This window comes from Microbacterium croceum, from assembly GCF_023091245.1.
GTDB lineage: Bacteria > Actinomycetota > Actinomycetes > Actinomycetales > Microbacteriaceae > Microbacterium > Microbacterium croceum.
The window spans coordinates 2,511,745-2,528,372 of the sequence record NZ_JAHWXN010000001.1; the positions used below are offsets into that span (position 1 = coordinate 2,511,745).

At 68.2% G+C, this 16,628-nt stretch carries 14 protein-coding genes; 4 read left to right on the forward strand and 10 right to left on the reverse strand.

The genetic code is table 11. The annotated features are described in order from the left end of the window. Position 1: 1 nt before the first annotated feature. The 5 genes from ruvX to KZC51_RS11890 form a co-directional block, all read right to left on the reverse strand. Positions 2–475, reverse strand: coding sequence for a Holliday junction resolvase RuvX (ruvX, locus tag KZC51_RS11870; protein ID WP_247630167.1), 474 nt, complete (start codon positions 473–475; stop codon positions 2–4). Then, complete coding sequence (gene alaS, locus KZC51_RS11875; protein ID WP_247630168.1) at positions 472–3,132, reverse strand: alanine--tRNA ligase; 2,661 nt, start codon at positions 3,130–3,132, stop codon at positions 472–474. The genes ruvX and alaS overlap by 4 nt, the downstream gene beginning before the upstream one ends. A 52-nt stretch (positions 3,133–3,184) precedes the next feature. Beyond that, entirely contained in the window at positions 3,185–3,373 is a 189-nt protein-coding gene (locus KZC51_RS11880) for a hypothetical protein (RefSeq protein WP_017830547.1), read from the reverse strand. 108 nt (positions 3,374–3,481) lie between these two features. Then, positions 3,482–4,111 (reverse strand): 30S ribosomal protein S4, encoded by a 630-nt coding sequence (gene rpsD, locus KZC51_RS11885; RefSeq protein ID WP_052492801.1) that lies wholly within the window; start codon positions 4,109–4,111, stop codon positions 3,482–3,484. A gap of 171 nt (positions 4,112–4,282) precedes the next feature. Then, on the reverse strand, positions 4,283–5,623 hold the full coding sequence (locus tag KZC51_RS11890) for a replication-associated recombination protein A (RefSeq protein WP_281732076.1): 1,341 nt from the start codon (positions 5,621–5,623) through the stop codon (positions 4,283–4,285). Positions 5,624–5,833: 210 nt separating this feature from the next. Between KZC51_RS11890 and KZC51_RS11895 the strand changes: the two genes are divergently transcribed. Continuing rightward, positions 5,834–6,130, forward strand: a complete 297-nt coding sequence (locus KZC51_RS11895; protein WP_247630170.1) for a hypothetical protein — start codon at positions 5,834–5,836, stop codon at positions 6,128–6,130. 144 nt (positions 6,131–6,274) lie between these two features. Next, positions 6,275–7,207, forward strand: a complete 933-nt coding sequence (locus KZC51_RS11900; RefSeq protein ID WP_247630171.1) for a formate/nitrite transporter family protein — start codon at positions 6,275–6,277, stop codon at positions 7,205–7,207. A gap of 61 nt (positions 7,208–7,268) precedes the next feature. Here the strand turns inward: KZC51_RS11900 and KZC51_RS11905 are convergent, their stop codons facing one another. Genes KZC51_RS11905 through nirB form a run of 4 tightly spaced genes read right to left on the reverse strand, consistent with a single transcriptional unit; the run spans position 7,269 to position 12,161 of the window. Beyond that, complete coding sequence (locus KZC51_RS11905; protein ID WP_308194298.1) at positions 7,269–8,396, reverse strand: uroporphyrinogen-III synthase; 1,128 nt, start codon at positions 8,394–8,396, stop codon at positions 7,269–7,271. Beyond that, positions 8,393–9,226, reverse strand: coding sequence for a uroporphyrinogen-III C-methyltransferase (gene cobA / locus KZC51_RS11910; RefSeq protein ID WP_247630172.1), 834 nt, complete (start codon positions 9,224–9,226; stop codon positions 8,393–8,395). The genes KZC51_RS11905 and cobA overlap by 4 nt, the downstream gene beginning before the upstream one ends. Beyond that, positions 9,223–9,591: a nitrite reductase small subunit NirD gene (nirD, locus tag KZC51_RS11915; protein WP_247630173.1), complete on the reverse strand. Its 369-nt coding sequence runs from the start codon at positions 9,589–9,591 to the stop codon at positions 9,223–9,225. Before nirD ends, cobA begins: the two co-directional genes overlap by 4 nt. Next, on the reverse strand, positions 9,588–12,161 hold the full coding sequence (gene nirB / locus KZC51_RS11920; protein WP_247630174.1) for a nitrite reductase large subunit NirB: 2,574 nt from the start codon (positions 12,159–12,161) through the stop codon (positions 9,588–9,590). Before nirB ends, nirD begins: the two co-directional genes overlap by 4 nt. Before the next feature lie 216 nt (positions 12,162–12,377). Here nirB and KZC51_RS11925 point away from each other — a divergent pair, with 216 nt between their 5' ends. Next, positions 12,378–13,730 carry a DUF349 domain-containing protein gene (locus tag KZC51_RS11925; RefSeq protein ID WP_247630175.1) on the forward strand — a complete coding sequence of 451 codons (1,353 nt, stop codon included), beginning with the start codon at positions 12,378–12,380 and terminating at the stop codon, positions 13,728–13,730. Positions 13,731–13,792: 62 nt separating this feature from the next. Next, positions 13,793–14,344, forward strand: coding sequence for a hypothetical protein (locus tag KZC51_RS11930; protein WP_247630176.1), 552 nt, complete (start codon positions 13,793–13,795; stop codon positions 14,342–14,344). Here KZC51_RS11930 and KZC51_RS11935 read toward each other — a convergent pair. Then, entirely contained in the window at positions 14,331–16,583 is a 2,253-nt protein-coding gene (locus tag KZC51_RS11935; protein ID WP_247630177.1) for a RelA/SpoT family protein, read from the reverse strand. The two genes, KZC51_RS11930 and KZC51_RS11935, sit on opposite strands and share 14 nt — an antisense overlap. Positions 16,584–16,628 lie beyond the last annotated feature (45 nt).

The following is a 16,628-nucleotide window of genomic DNA, read 5'->3' on the forward strand; positions in this document are numbered from 1 at the left end:
TTCAGACGGGCTCCTCGTCAAGCGGAATCGTGGCACCGGCCGGGTTTCCGGTGCTCTTCTCCATATCGATCGCCTGCTGCAGAAGGACGACGGCGGCGATCTGATCCACAATGCTACGAGAGTTCTTCTGGGATCTCCCGGAAGAACGCAGCGCCGCGTGTGCCGTGACCGTGCTCAAGCGTTCGTCGACGAGCCGCACGGGCGTACCGGTGCGGGCTTGCAGCGCTGCGGCGAAGTCCCGCGCGTCGACGGTCGAGGCCGTGTCACTCCCCTGCATGTTGACAGGGAGACCGACCACGAACTCGAGCGGCTCGTACTCGCCTGCGAGCTCTGCGAGTCGATCGAGCGACGCCTCCGAGCGGGCGACCGTCTCGACCGGCACGGCGAGCATCCCGTCGGGATCGCAGCGCGCGACCCCGATCCGGGCGCGCCCGACATCGATTCCGAGCCGCACGCCGCGGCGGAACCCGCTCACGCTGCGTGCAGCTCCTGAGAGATGGCCTCCAGCGCCGCGGGCAGAGCCGCAGCATCCGTCCCACCGCCCTGTGCGACGTCGTCGCGTCCGCCACCGCCACCGCCGAGCACCCCGGCGGCGCGCTTCGCGAGCGCTCCAGCCTTGGCTCCGGCCTGGCGTGCCGCGTCGTTGGTCGACACGACCACCACCGGACGGCCGTTCACGACGGCGCCGAGCGCGACGACCGCGGCCGCGGACCCGAGGCGCTCGCGCACGCCGAGCACGAGATCACGGACGTCGTCAGCCGAAGCGACGTCTCCGAGCGACTGCGCGGCGACGAGGAACGCCCCGACGCGCACGGCAGCATCGGCGATCGCGGGTACCTGACCCGCCCGCTCCTTGGCCTCGAACTGGGCGATGCGCTTCTCGGCGGCCTTGAGGCTCGCAGCGAGGTCGGCGATGCGCTCGGGGAGCTGCTCCCTGGGCGTCTTGAGCGAGCTGGTGAGCTGCGACACGATCGCCCGCTCCGCCGCGAGCTCACGGAACGCGTCGACGCCGACGAGGGCTTCGATGCGCCGGTTCGAGGCCCCGACGGAGGACTCGCCCACGACGCTGACGAGACCGATCTCGGCGCTCGAGTTCACGTGCGTACCCGCGCAGAGCTCACGGGACCAGGGACCGCCGATGTCGACCATCCGCACGACGTCGCCGTACTTCTCGCCGAACAGAGCCATCGCTCCGGCTTCCTTGGCCTCGTCGAGCGAGAGGACGCGCGTGGTGACCTCCAGCGCATCCTGCACGGCCCGGTTGGTGATCTCCTCGATCTCCGAGCGCGTCTCACCGGACAGCGCCTGCGACCAGGCGAAGTCGAAGCGCATGTAGCCGGCACGGTTCAGCGAACCGGCCTGCGTGGCGGTCGGTCCCAGCGTGTCGCGCAGCGCGGCGTGCACGAGGTGCGTCGCGGAGTGCGCCTGACGGGCCGCACGACGGTTCGCCGCATCGACGACCGTGGTGGCGGCGTCGTCGACCGCGACGCTGCCGCGGACGACTTCGACGGTGTGGCTGATGAGCCCCGGCACCGGACGCTGGACGTCGAGCACCTCGAGCTCGAAGCCCGGTCCGACGATCGTGCCCTTGTCAGCGACCTGGCCGCCGGATTCCGCGTACAGCGTGGTCTCGGCGAGGACGACCTCGGCGATCTGCCCCTCTGCGGCGCTGCGGACGGGCTGACCGTCGACCAGCAGGCCCAGGATGCGCGATTCGACCTCGAGGGCGGTATAGCCGTCGAAACCGGTCTCGCCGAGCGCGCGGAGGTCACGGTACACCGAGACGTCGGCGAGCTGGCGCTTGCGGTTGCGGGCGTCGTCCTTGGCGCGCTGGCGCTGCTCCTGCATGAGCGTGTCGAAAGCCGCGCGGTCGACGCTGAGCCCGGCCTCCTCCGCGACTTCGAGCGTGAGGTCGATCGGGAAGCCATAGGTGTCGTGCAGCAGGAACGCCTCAGGACCGCTGAGGGTCGCTCCGCCGCTCTTCTTGGTCTCGTCGAGCGCGAGGTCGAGGATCGTGGAGCCCGAGGCCAGCGTCCGTCGGAAAGTCTCCTCCTCGGCGAAGGCGGAGGCGGACAGCGTCGACCACTCCGTCTCGAGCACCGGGTAGACGGCCTTCATCGCATCGCGCGACGAGGCGAAGAGCTCGGGGAACACCGGCTCGTCGACGCCGAGCAGACGCATCGAACGCACCGTCCGACGCATCAGGCGGCGCAGGATGTAGCCGCGTCCCTCGTTCGACGGACGCACGCCGTCGGAGAGGAGCATGAGCGAGGAGCGCACGTGGTCGGCGACGACGCGGAAGCGCACATCGTCTTCGTGCACGGCGCCGTAGCGACGACCGGAGAGCTCGATCGCACGATCCAGGACCGGGCGCACCTGGTCGGACTCGTACATGTTCTCGACGCCCTGCTTGAGGAATGCGACGCGCTCCAGGCCCATGCCGGTGTCGATGTTCTTCATCGGCAGCTCGCCGACGATGTCGAACTCCGTCTTGCCGCGGATGTTCTCGATGAAGTCCTGCATGAACACGAGGTTCCAGATCTCCGTGAAGCGCGTGTCATCGACGGCCGGTCCGCCGTCCTTGCCGTAGGACGGGCCGCGGTCGAAGAAGATCTCGGAGTCGGGGCCGCCGGGGCCGGGCTGGCCGGTGTTCCAGTAGTTGTCCGCACGGCCGAGACGCTGGATGCGCTCCGGCTTCAGTCCGATGATGTCGCGCCAGATGGCCTCGGCCTCGTCGTCGGTCTCATAGACGGTGACCCACAGGTCCTTCTCGTCGAAACCGAGCCCGCCGTCGGACTCGGACGACGTCAGCAGCTCCCAGGCGTAGCGGATCGCGCCCTCTTTGAAGTAGTCGCCGAACGACCAGTTGCCCAGCATCTGGAAGAACGTTCCGTGCCGGGCGGTGCGACCGACCTCTTCGATGTCGTTGGTGCGGATGCACTTCTGCAGATCCGCGATGCGCGGGTGCGGAGCGGGTACGACGCCCGTGAGATACGGGATCATCGGCACCATTCCGGCGACCGTGAACAGCAACGAGGGGTCGTCGCTGACCAGGGAGGCCGAGGGGACGATGAGGTGGTCGTTCTTCTCGAAGAAGTCGAGGTAACGCTGCGCGATCTCCGCAGTTTTCATGAGGTGCCGGGTGTCCTTGCGTGAAGATGCTGCGCCGAGGCGCGGCGATGGTTCAGTTCTTGCCCGGCTCCGTGAGCCGTGCCTCCTGCTCGCGGTAGGCGTCGCCGATGATCGCGGTGAACCCGTTGATCCGGGCATCGACCTCGGCGAGGATGTCGTGGCCACGAGGGTCCTTGTTCATGAAGTGCGCGGCGACGAAGCCACCGATCACACCGATCAGGAACCACTGCATGCTCTTCATGACGTCATCCTTGCCCTTTACCCGCGAAGGCGCGGTGTACCTATCGTAGGCGGAAACGACAAGAGGCGTCGGGAACCCCCGACGCCTCTTGCGTGAAAAACGGTTCGCTCAGCGAGCCGCGTAGTACTCGACGACGAGCTGCACTTCGCAGGTCACGGGGACCTCGGCGCGCTTCGGGCGACGAACCAGGCGAGCCTGGAGCTTGTCGAGCTCGACCTCGAGGTAGCCGGGAACGGGAGGCAGGACCTCGGCGTGACCGCCGGCTGCTGCGACCTGGAAGGGCTCGGTGCCCTCGCTCTTGGCCTTGACGTGGATGAGCTGACCCGGCTTCACGCGGAACGACGGGCGATCGACGAGCTGGCCGTCGACGAGGATGTGACGGTGCACGACGAGCTGGCGAGCCTGAGCCGTGGTGCGAGCGAAGCCCGAACGCACGACGAGAGCGTCGAGACGCATCTCGAGGAGCTCGACCAGGTTCTCACCGGTCAGACCCTCCTGGCGGCGAGCCTCGTTGAACGTGTTGCGCATCTGCTTCTCGCGGATGCCGTACTGCTCGCGCAGACGCTGCTTCTCACGCAGACGAACCGCGTAGTCGCTGTCAGCCTTGCGCTTGGTGCGGCCGTGCTCACCCGGAGCGTAGGGACGCTTCTCGAGGTAGCGGGCGGCCTTCGGGGTGAGCGGGATGCCGAGGGCACGGCTCAGACGCACCTTGCGGCGGTCCTGGGACTTCGTGGTCACGAAGCTGTCCTTCCGATGACGTGGTCGCGACTTTCACGACTCACGGACGTATCGTCCGCGTTCTGCCTGAGCAGCGCACGCCGGGGCGCCGACAAAGGTGGGGTGTGAACGAGGAGATGCCCGAAAACTCGGTTTCGAGCCGGTCAATTCTAACAGATCGCCCTGCGCGGCTCAGCGATCGTCGAGAATGCGGCGGATCCGCTCGAGTCGCGCCGAGATGTCGCGCTCGGAACCGAGCGTCTTCGGCTGGTAATAGCGGCGTCCTCGGAGCTCGTCCGGAAGATACTGCTGAGGCACGATTCCGTACTCTGCGTCGTGCGGATACACGTACCCCCGGCCATGTCCCAGTCGCTTGGCGCCCGGATAGTGCGCGTCGCGCAGGTGCAGGGGCACACGTCCGAAACCGCCCTTGCGGATGTCTGCGATCGCCGCGTCGATCCCGGCGTAGGCGGCGTTCGACTTCGCGGTGGTCGCCAGATACACGGTCGCCTCTGCCAGCGGGATGCGTCCTTCCGGCATTCCGATGAAGGCGACCGCGTCGGCCGCAGCGACGGCGATCACCAGCCCCTGCGGGTCGGCGAGTCCCACATCCTCCGACGCCGAGATCACCAGGCGGCGTGCGATGAAGCGCGGGTCCTCCCCTGCTTCGATCATCCGGGCGAGGTAGTGCAGCGCCGCATCGGGGTCGGAGCCGCGGATCGACTTGATGAACGCGCTGATCACGTCATAGTGCTCATCGCCCTGCCGGTCGTAGCGGAGCAGCGCACGGTCGACGGCCTGCGCGATGTCGTCGGCGGAGATCACGGGAGCACCGGCGGGCTTCTTCGCAGCGCTTTCGTCCTCGTCCTCCCCGTCATCAGCGTCGTCGTCTTCGCTCTCGGTCGCATGCGAGAGCGCGACCGCAGCGCCGGCTTCGAGACCCGTCAGCGCGCGCCGCGCATCGCCGGATGCGAGTCGGATGAGCGCGGATCTTGCCTCGTCGCTGAGCGTCACGGCTCCGTTGAGACCGCGGGCATCGCTCACCGCACGATCGACGAGCAGCCCGATGTCGTCATCCGTCAGCGCCTGCAGGGTCAACAGCAGCGAGCGGGACAGCAGCGGGGAGATCACCGAGAACGACGGATTCTCGGTGGTCGCGGCGATCAGGATCACCCAGCCGTTCTCGACGCCGGGGAGCAACGCGTCTTGCTGGGCCTTCGTGAAGCGGTGGATCTCGTCGAGGAACAGGATGGTCGTCTGACCGTAGAGATCGCGCTGAGTGACGGCCTCCTGCATGACCTCGCGCACGTCCTTGACCCCGGCCGTGATCGCGGAGAGTTCGACGAAGCGGCGCCCGGACGAGCGCGCGATCGCCTGCGCCAGCGTCGTCTTTCCCGTGCCGGGGGGACCCCACAGGATGATCGAGACGGCTCCCGGAGATGTGGCATCCGGATCGGCGAGAGCGACGATCGGCGATCCCGCACGCAAGAGGTGCCGTTGCCCGGCCACCTCTTCGAGCGATACCGGTCGCATGCGCACGGCGAGGGGCGTCTGCCCGGAGAGCAGTGGCGCAGAAGGGATCACCCGCCAAGGCTACTCGGGGCTGGCGACATCGTCGTCACCGGAAGCGGGCGGCGAACGCGAGCCGTCGGACCGCCGCGGATGAGCATCAGGGCGATGTCATGACGGCGGTAGGCTCTGAGGCGACGTCGAACGGCGACGGAGTGAGGGGTAGCAGGGCAGATGGCGGCACGTGGTTCCAAGAACGCACAGCAGCGCGCACAGGCGGAGCGCGCGCGACTGCACGCAGCACGGATCGACTGGCACCAGGGACAGATCCGTCGTCGCATCCGCGACAACACCATCGCCGGCGTCGTGGGCGGACTGCTCGTCGTCGCCGCGATCGCCAGCCAGGTCGTGCACGCCCAGGTGACCGCCCCCGAGCCGACCCCCACCCCCACGGTCGAACCGTCGAGCACGCCGACGCCGAGCGACGGCCCGTCCGCTGAGCCGACGCCGTCGGAGACCCCTGCGGAGTGAGCTGCGGCCCTCACATGCGCCCGACGACGATGTGAGAGCTTCGCACCACAGCCGTAACGCATCGCACCACTGACCGAAACCCACGTGGACGACTCTGGGCGCAGAGAGCACCAGCTCTCTCGAGTCCCCCTGTGGAGGTCGCCTGTGTCCTACATCAAGCCCGCCGAGCTCGTCACCCGAATGGTGGATGCCGGCGCCTACAAGATCCAGATGTCCACACGCGACACTCTGATCCGCTCCTTCATGGGGGCGGCGTTCCTGACCATCGCCGCGGCCTTCGCTGTCACGGTCTCCACCAACACCGGACAACCGCTTCTGGGCGCGATCCTGTTCCCGGTCGGATTCGTGATGCTGTACCTGCTCGGCTACGACCTGTTGACCGGGGTGTTCACGCTCGCTCCCCTCGCCGTGCTCGACAAGCGGCCGGGGGCGACGGTCGGCGGCGTCCTCCGCAACTGGGGACTCGTGTTCCTGGGCAACTTCGGCGGCGCCTTCCTGGTCGCCGTGCTGATGGCGATCTACTTCACCTACGGCTTCACGACCGAACCCAGCGCCGTCGGCCAGGCCATCGCCGAGATCGGCCACGGACGCACCGTCGGCTACGCGGACCATGGCGCCGGTGGCATGCTGACCCTCTTCATCCGTGGCGTCCTGTGCAACTGGATGGTGTCCACCGGTGTCGTGCTGGCGATGATCTCCGAGAACGTGCTCGGCAAGATCATCGCGATGTGGCTGCCCATCATGCTCTTCTTCTACATGGGGTTCGAGCACTCGATCGTGAACATGTTCCTGTTCCCCTCCGGGCTGCTCCTCGGCGCGGACTTCACGATCATGGACTACCTGATCTGGAACGAGGTCCCGACGGTCGTCGGGAACCTGATCGGCGGACTGCTCTTCGTCGGGCTGCCGTTGTACTTCACCTACGGCCGCACCGCGACGCGCAAGGTGCGGACGCGTCGGGGCACCACGACGGCGAAGACGCACGATACTGCTACGCGCACGATGTCGCCTGCGGACGAGAGCGCGGTCGTTCCGGTCTCCGTCGGCCGCGCGGCGGAGCCGGCGAACGCGCGCTGAGCATGACGGAATCCGGCCTGGTGAGCTTCCTCATCGGGCCGGATCCGTGTGCTGCGCGCGCTCAGTCCTCGGACACGGCGAGACGATAGCCCCGCTTCACGACGGTCTGCACCAGCTCCGCTCCCCCGAGCGATTCGCGCAGTCGTGCCACCGCGACCTCCACCGCGTGGCCGTTGCGCTCGGCACCGGGAAGGACCCGAGCGATGTCGGTCCGCGACAGCACGCGTCCCTGCGCGCTGCTGAGTGCCTCCAAGAGGCCGGCAGACGTGCGGGAGAGCGGCAGGAAACGCCCGTCGAGCACGGCCCCGCCGCTGCGCACTTCGAGCCGACCGAGATCCGTGCGCACCGCCGGCGCGCGGCCCCCACCGAAGTGCGCGATCACACAGCGCGCCAAGGAGCCCAGACGTCCGCGATCGGCGACGACGGTGTGCAGATCCTGCGCGAACAGGGGCGCTGCCGTGATCGGTCCGACGGCGGCGAGGAGCAGTCGACCGGATGCCGCGCGACGGCGGATACCCTCGAGCGCCCCCGCCGACGCGGCCACGTCGAGCCAGGATGCGGCACCGGGCGCCGAGGTGAACAGGACGGCGTCGGCTTCTCCTCCGCCGGCCTGCAGCGTCGAACGCCGCACGACCTCGGGGTCCGGCGGCGGGCCCCAGCGATACACCGTGACACTCAGCACCTCGGCGCCGGCGCGCGACAGCATCTCGTCGAGCCCATCGGAGCCGGCGCCATGGTGCTGGATGACGATCCTCTTGCCGGTCACACCGGACGCCAGAAGATACTCCCCGACCTCCGCCGAGGTCTCCGAGTGCGCCACCCAGTCCGCCATGAAGCCCGCCTGCTGGATCGCGCCGTGGGCTTTCGGGCCGCGGGCGACGAAATGCGCATCACGCAGAGCGGTGTCGAGCTCTTCGGCGAGACCGTGCTCGTGCGCAGCATCCATCCATCCCCGAAAGCCGACTCCCGTGGTCGCCACCACGATGTCGGGAGGCGTCTCGATGAGCCGAGCGGTACGAGCAAGGAGCTCGGTGTCGTCCGCGTTCGCGACGATGCTGAGCGCAGGTGCACGATGGACGGACGCTCCCCGTCGTTCCAGCGCAGTGGCGAGGTCCATCGAACGGCGGTCGGCAGCGACGATGATCGCGCATCCGGCAAGTGCCGGATCGAGCACAGCGGGCCCGCTCACGCGAGACTCTCGGCGAATCGTGACGTCGTGTGCGACGGCAGGAGCAGCCCCGCTCGCGCGACCTCGCCGAACACGAGGACGGCGGGGTTCTGCACCTGCGCGTCGAGGGCGTCGACGACGACCCGACCGAGAGTGCTGCGGAGAGTGCGCTGCTGCGGCGTGTGCCCGTTCTCCACCACGGCGACGGGCAGGCTGTCCGGCACCCCGTGCGCGAGCGCGCTGGCGGCGATGCGCGGGAGCGTGGTGACCCCCATCAGCACGACGGTCGTCACCTCCGGATCTGCAAGCGCCGCCAGGGCGCTCGCCGACAGCGGGCGGTGCCCGTTCACGACGTGCAGCGCGGCTGCCGTCCCCCGGTGGGTGACCGGGATCCCGGCGGCCTGGGGCACGGCGATCGCGCTGCTGACACCCGGCGTCACACTGACGGGAATGCCTGCCGCCTCGCAGGCGATCACCTCTTCCCCGCCACGTCCGAACACGAACGGGTCCCCGCCCTTCACCCGGACGACGCGCTTGCCCGCTCTCGCATGGGCCACCAAGAGCTCGTTGATCTCCTCCTGCGGCACCGGGTGATGTCCTGGGCTCTTCCCGACGTCGATGATCAGGACGTGCGCGCCGAGTTCGGCGCGCAGCTCGTCTCCTGGACCCAGACGATCGACGATGACGACATCCGCCTGCAGGAGCAGCCGGTGTGCGCGCACCGTCATGAGGTCCGCGGGGCCGGGCCCACCGCCGATCAGGTCGACACGACCGACCAGCGCCGGCGCGGGAGTCCCCGCATCCGCCGGCGCGCTCCACCAGTGTCCGAGGAGTCCGCGCGCGCTGATCATGACTGCTCCTGCGCGTCCAGGTCGAGAAACACGGAGCCGTCTTCGACCGTGACCTGCCACACCTGGAGCGCCGCATCCGGCTTGCCCTGGGTGTCGAGGCACTCGCCGGTGCGCAGATCGAACACCTGCTTGTGGAGCGGTGAGGCGACGGTCGGAGCCTCACCGCGCGTACCCACTATCCCCCGCGAGATCACATGGGCGCCGCTGTAGGGGTCGAGGTTGGACACCGCGTGGATCCGTCCGTCGGCGAGGAGGAAGAGGGCGATCTGCACCGTTCCGAACAGCGCCGCGCGCCCGCGCTCCACCTCGAGGTCCGACACCGCGCACGCGCGCACCCTCGTCGTCACCGCGGCGGTGCCGCTCATCGGCGCACCTCCAACGCGGTGCCGGCGATGAGCACGGAGCGATCGCCCCGCTCCTCCGCCGTCGCAGGACGGATCTGCCCGCGTTCGGCGACGTACGCGAGCGACGGGTCCGGCGTATCCGCCGCGTTCACGAACGATTCGAAGCGCCTGAGCTTCTCGGGGTCGCGGAGCGTGGCCGCCCACTCGTCCTCGTACCGCTCGACATGCGTGCGCATGGCGGCGTCGAGGTCAGCGCAGATGCCGAGGCTGTCGTCCAGGATGACCGCGCGGAGGCCGTCGAGTCCCCCTTCGAACTCCACGCACCACGGTGCCGTGCGCTGCAGCCGATCGGCCGTGCGGATGTAGTACATGAAGAAGCGGTCGATCGCCCGGATCAGACCGGCGTCGTCCAGACCGGATGCCAAGAGCTCCGCGTGCCGCGGAGAGAACCCGCCGTTCCCGCCGACGTACATGTTCCATCCGTTCTCGGTGGCGATCACGCCGACGTCCTTCGAACGGGCCTCCGCGCACTCGCGCGCACACCCCGAGACCCCGAGCTTCAGCTTGTGAGGAGCGCGCAGTCCGCGATAGCGCAGTTCCAGCTTGACCGCCATCCCGACCGCGTCGAGGACTCCGAACCGACACCAGGTCGATCCGACGCAGGACTTGACCGTCCGCAGCGACTTCCCGTAGGCGTGCCCCGACTCGAAGCCGGCTTCGACCAGACGCGCCCAGATCAGCGGAAGCTGCTCCAGCCGAGCGCCGAACATGTCGATCCGCTGACCGCCGGTGATCTTGGTATACAGCGCGAAGTCCTTCGCGACCTGCCCGATCGCGAGGAGACCGTCCGGGGTCACCTCTCCCCCCGGCATGCGCGGGACGACCGAGTAGGTGCCGTCCTTCTGCATGTTCGCCATGACGTGGTCATTGGTGTCCTGGAGGGTGGCGTTCTCCCCCTCCAGCACGTGTGTGCCGACCAGGACCGACAGGATGCTGGCGATCGCCGGCTTGCAGATGTCGCAGCCGCGGCCCTTGCCGAAGCGGTCGATGATCGCGCTGAAGGTCGTCATCTCGGCGACGCGCACCGCATCGAACAGCTGACGCCGCGACATCTCGAAGTGCTCGCACAGCGCGTGCGAGACCGTCTGTCCGAGCTTCGTCAGCTCCTTTCCGGCGACCTTCTTCACCATGAGCACGCAGGACCCGCAGGTCGCGCCGGCCCTGGTGCATCCCTTGACCGCCGCAGCATCGGTGCATCCCTCGTCATGCACGGCGCTGCGGATGCGTCCCGCCGTGACATTCGAGCACGAGCACACCACGGCGTCGTCGGGGAGCTCTCCGCCAGGCGCCTCGACACCGCCTTCGGGCAGCAGATAGGCAGCCGGATCGGTTCCCAGACGGGTGCCGACCAGTGGTCGCAGCGCACCGTATGCCGAGGCGTCACCGACCAGGATGCCGCCGAGCAGGATCTGGGCGTCATCGGAGAGCACGAGCTTCTTGTAGACACCGGCCACGGGGTCGGTGTAGACCACGTCGAGCGCGTTCGGTGTGAGCGCCATCGCGTCGCCGAAGCTGGCCACGTCGACACCCGAGAGCTTGAGCTTGGCCGACTCGTCATACCCGGGGAAGCTGGCATCGCCGCCGAGCAACCGGGTCGCGACGACCTCTGCCATCGCGAATCCGGGAGCCACCAGCCCGACGCAGCGGCCGTCGTAGTTCGCGACCTCGCCGATCGCCAGGATGCACGGGTCGGAGGTGGAGCAGCGTTCGTCGATGATGACACCGCCGCGCGGGTGCACGTCGAGTCCCGCGTTGCGGGCAAGCTCGTCACGCGGCCGCACACCGACGGTGAAGACGACCACGTCGGCGCGCTGGAAGGAGCCATCCTGGAACTCCAGGGCGGTGACCGCGCCGGATTCGTCGGGGTCGAGTCGGGTCGTGCGGGCGTCGGTGCGCACCGCGATGCCGCGCGCTTCCAACAGCCTCTTCAGCATCCCGCCACCCGCAGGGTCGAGTTGCGCCGACATCAGTCGATCCGAGTACTGCACGACGGTCGCGTCCACGTCCATGTCCTGAAGCGCTCCCGCCGCCTCCAGGCCGAGCAGTCCCCCACCGATCACCGCGCCGCGGAGCGGCCGACCGAGCATCTGGGAGCGTCGCTGCACGAATGCGCGCAGCGACTCCACGTCGTCCAGGGTGCGGTAGACGAAGCACCCTGGAAGATCGGCTCCGTCGACGACGACCCGCGCCGCATAGGATCCGGTCGCGAGCACGAGCGTGTCGTAGTCCAGCGTGCGCCGGGAACGTGTCGTCACGGTCCGTGCACTGCGATCGATGCGCAGTACCCGGTCGTTCCGCAGCAGCCGCACGCGATCGTCGTCGAAGACCGTGAGGTCCAGCGTGAGATCTTCGGCCGTCGCGCCGGAGAAGTAGCCCGTCAGGCCCACCCGGTCGTAGGGAGCTCGATCTTCGTCACCCACCACCGTGACACGCACGGGCGTGCCGCCGCGGCTCAACAGACTCTCCACGAAGCGATGCGCCACCATTCCCGCACCGACGACAAGGATCTCGTGAGGTACAGCGTGGTTCATGGAGACTCCCGTCGACAGCAGATGTAGCGTGCTGGCGACGATAGGAGCGGCGTGTTAACCGAACGTCACGCGATGTGTTTCCGCCGTCGAACTTTCTCCTCACAGATCGATAACGGCGTCGTGAACTCGCTCGACCCCACCGGAAGTGTGCGGTCGTACTAGGCTGAACCTCGTCCCTTCCGCCTCCCGCGGCCCTTCCGCGCAAGGAGAATCACTGTGTCTGCCACCGATCCCTCGAAGCCGACTCCGCCCGTTCCCGCTCCCCCGGCTGTGCCACTGCCGCGCAAGGTCCCGAACCCTGCCGCCGTCGCACCCGTCGTCGCAGCGGCACCCACGACGTCCGACGCCGCCGAATGGGGCCGCGTCGCCGAAGACGGCACGGTCGAGGTACGCGAAGGCGACGCCTGGCGCGTCGTCGGCCAGTACCCCGACGGCACCCCCGACGAGGCTCTCGCCTATTTCGTGCGCAAGTTCGATGACATCGCCTTCAAGGTGCACGCCCTCGAGCAGCGCCATCAGGCAGGCGGCGCCGCCGCGAGCGACCTCGTCAAGCAGGCAGGACACGTCCTCGACGAGGTGACCGATGCGGCAGCGGTCGGCGACCTCGCCGGACTCCGCGAACGGTTGAACGCACTGACCTCGTCGCTCTCCGAGGCCACGGCTCAGGAAGCTCAGCAGGCGAAGGAGCTGATCGACCAGGCCATCGCCGAGCGCACGGCTCTCGTCGAGCGCGCAGAGGCGATCGCCGCACGCGACCTCAGCAAGGTGCAGTGGAAGCAGGTGACCGCAGAGCTGGGCGAGCTGTTCGACGCGTGGCAGGCCCAGCAGCAGAACGGCCCCCGCCTGTCCAAGGGGATCTCGCAGCAGCTCTGGAAGCGATTCCGCGATGCCCGCGCCATCGTGGACAAGCACCGCCGCGCGTTCTACTCCGAGCTCGATGACGCCCACAAGGCCGCCCGCGACGCCAAGACGCGTCTCGTGGAGCGCGCCGAAGCCCTCGCCCCGCGTGGCACCGACGGCATCCCCGCCTACCGCACCCTTCTCGACGAGTGGAAGGCCGCGGGGCGCGCCGGTCGCAAGGCCGATGATGCGCTCTGGGCACGATTCAAGGCTGCCGGCGACGCGCTCTACGCAGCACGGGCCGAGCAGTCCGCCGCAGAGGAAGCCGAGTCGGCCCCCAAGATCGAGGCACGCCAGGCTCTCCTCGAAGAGGCCAAGGCCGTCGCCGATGAGCCCAACATCAAGCGTGCGCGCTCGTTGCTCACGAACATCCAGCGTCAGTGGGATGAGCAGGGTCGGATCTTCCCACGCGAGAAGGAGCGCGCCCTCGATGACCGCCTCCGCGTCATCGAGAACGCTCTGAAGGCGCGCGAAGAGGTCGACTGGAAGAAGAACAATCCCGAGACCAAGGCACGAGCCAACGACATGAGCTCGCAGCTTCTCGAGGCGATCGAGAAGCTCGAAGCCGAGCTCGCCGCTGCGGAGAAGTCGGGCGACAAGAAGGCGGCGAAGGCCGCCGCCGATGCCCTCGAGGCGCGCCGCACCTGGCTCAACGCGCTCGGCGGCTGACCTCTCTCCACAGGTCTCGCGAGAGATCCCGAGCGCGGGGTGCGCTACGCCACACTGGCGTGATGCATCCCGCGCTCCTGTATGTCCCCGGCCGACGACTCAGTCTCTCCGAGCTCAGCGCGGCGCGGCTCGACGGGCATGTCGTGGAACTGGGAGATGCGTACATCCCCGCGGATCTCACCGAGAGCGCCGACGTGCGCGCCAGCTCGATCGCCGCGCTCGTGCGGCCGGGGACCGCCGCCGCCGGCCCCACCGCTGCCTGGATTCACGGCGCCGGCGATACGCCGCCGGCCGTGCACCACATCCGCCGTTCGGTGCCGCGTCGGGTGCGGCCTCAGCTCAGTAGACGGGTGATCTTCCATGACGGACCGCTGCGTGAGGGCGAAGTCATCCGCCTCGGCGACATCGACGTCGCAACGCCGCTGCGCACGATGCTCGATCTCGCCACGGGCGTGCACCGGGACCCGCGGTTGCGCGAGTGGATCGAACGTCTCGCTCTCAGCGACCCCGCTCTTGTGACCGAGAGCATCGACGCCATGACGACGTGGAACCGGGTGCCGGGCAGTCGCATCGGCAGAGCGGTCCTGGAGCGGCTCGCTCTCAGGAGGTCGTGACGCGGTACACGTCGTAGACCGCGTCGATCCGGCGCACCGCGTTCAGCACGCGATCCAGGTGCACGGCGTCACCCATCTCGAAGACGAATCGGCTGAGTGCCAGACGCTCGTCGTTCGTGTTGACCGTCGCCGAGAGGATGTTCACGTGATGCTCGCTGAGCACTCGCGTGACATCGGAGAGCAGGCCGGAGCGGTCCAGGGCCTCGACCTGGATCTGCACCCGGAACACGCTCTTGGTCGTGGGCGCCCACGACACGTCGACGAAGCGGTCCTGTTCAGCGCTGAGAGCCTTGACGTTGACACAGTCGGAGCGATGCACCGAGACGCCGCTCCCCCTGGTCACGAAACCGACGATCGCGTCACCGGGAACCGGAGTACAGCACTTCGCGAGCTTCACGAGGATGTCGGATGCTCCGCGCACGAGCACGCCGGAGTCGCCGGCGCGCGGCTCCCTGGTGGGGATGCTGCCGGGCAGATCGATCGCGCCTGTCGTCGGGTCATTGGCTGCGACGAGCGCCGTGACCTTCTCGAGCACGGACTGCGTGGACACGTGCCCTTCGCCGACAGCGGCGTAGAGCGCGGAGACGTCTTCGTAGCGGAGCTGCTGAGCGACCTCGGCGAACGAATCCTGGCTCATCAGCTTCTGCAGCGGGAGGTTCTGGCGGCGCATCGCACGGGCGATGGCTTCCTTGCCCTGTTCGATCGCCTCCTCGCGGCGCTCCTTTGTGAACCACCCGCGGATCTTGTTGCGGGCACGCGTGCTGGCGACGAATCCGAGCCAGTCCTGACTCGGACCGGCATCCGGGTTCTTCGAGGTGAAGACCTCGACCACATCACCGCTCTTGAGTTCCGATTCCAGCGGCACCAGACGACCGTTGACCTTCGCGCCCATCGTGCGATGGCCGATCTCGGTGTGGACCGCGTAGGCGAAGTCGACCGGAGTCGCACCGGCGGGGAGACCGATCACCCGGCCCTTCGGTGTGAAGACGTAGACCTCCTTCGCACCGATCTCGAAGCGGAGGGAATCGAGGAACTCGCCAGGATCTGCGGTCTCGGCCTGCCAGTCCGAGATGTGCGCCAGCCATGCCATGTCGTTATCGGACGCCCGCAGCTCGGTCTTGCCGCCGCCGTTCATCCGCTCCTTGTACATCCAATGCGCAGCGACACCGTACTCCGCCTGCTGGTGCATCTCATGCGTGCGGATCTGGATCTCCACCGTGCGCCCCGCCGGCCCGATGACCGTGGTGTGCAGCGACTGGTAGAGATTGAACTTCGGCGTGGCGATGTAGTCCTTGAAGCGACCGGGCAGCGGAGTCCACCGCGCGTGGATCGCACCCAGCACCGCGTAGCAGTCGCGAACGGAGCCGACCAGCACGCGGATGCCGATGAGGTCGTAGATGTCGTCGAACTCGCGACCGCGGATGACCATCTTCTGGTACACCGAGTACAGCTGCTTCGGGCGCCCCACGACCTTGCCGCGGATGCGGAGATCGCGGAGGTCCTCGTCGATCTCCTCGACGACCTGGTTCAGGTACTTCTCGCGCTGCGGGGTGCGCTGAGCGATGAGGCTGTGGATCTCGTTGTAGATCTTCGGGTGCAGCACCGCGAAGGAGAGGTCCTCCAGCTCGGACTTGATCGCCTGGATGCCGAGCCGATTCGCCAGGGGCGCATAGATCTCGAGCGTCTCCTTGGCCTTCTTCGCCGCCTTCTCCGGCGGCACGAAGCCCCAGGTGCGCGCGTTGTGCAGTCGGTCAGCCAGCTTGATCAGCAGCACGCGGATGTCTTTGGACATCGCGACGATCATCTTGCGGACGGTCTCGGCTTGGGCGCTCTCCCCGTACTTGACCTTGTCGAGCTTCGTGACGCCGTCGACGAGCATGGCGACCTCGTCGCCGAACTCGGCGGTCAGGTCGGTGAGGGCGTACCCGGTGTCCTCGACGGTGTCGTGGAGCAGCGCGGCGGCGATCGCCCGGGGGCCGAGGCCCATCTCGGCGAGGATCTGGGCGACCGCGAGCGGGTGCGTGATGTACGGCTCACCGCTCTGGCGCTGCTGCCCGGTGTGCTTCTCCTTGGCGACGGCGTACGCGCGCTCGATGACGGAGAAGTCGCCACGCGGGTGGTTGGCGCGGACAGTGCGGATCAGATTGTCGAGGTCGTTGACCCTGGATGCGCGCGAGAAGATGCGGGGAACCAGACGTCGCAGGCTGGACCCCTGCGAAGACGACTGCGTATCCGCCATCCACTCACCTCCGAACTACATCATCTTACGCGTGCCTGCGGGGCG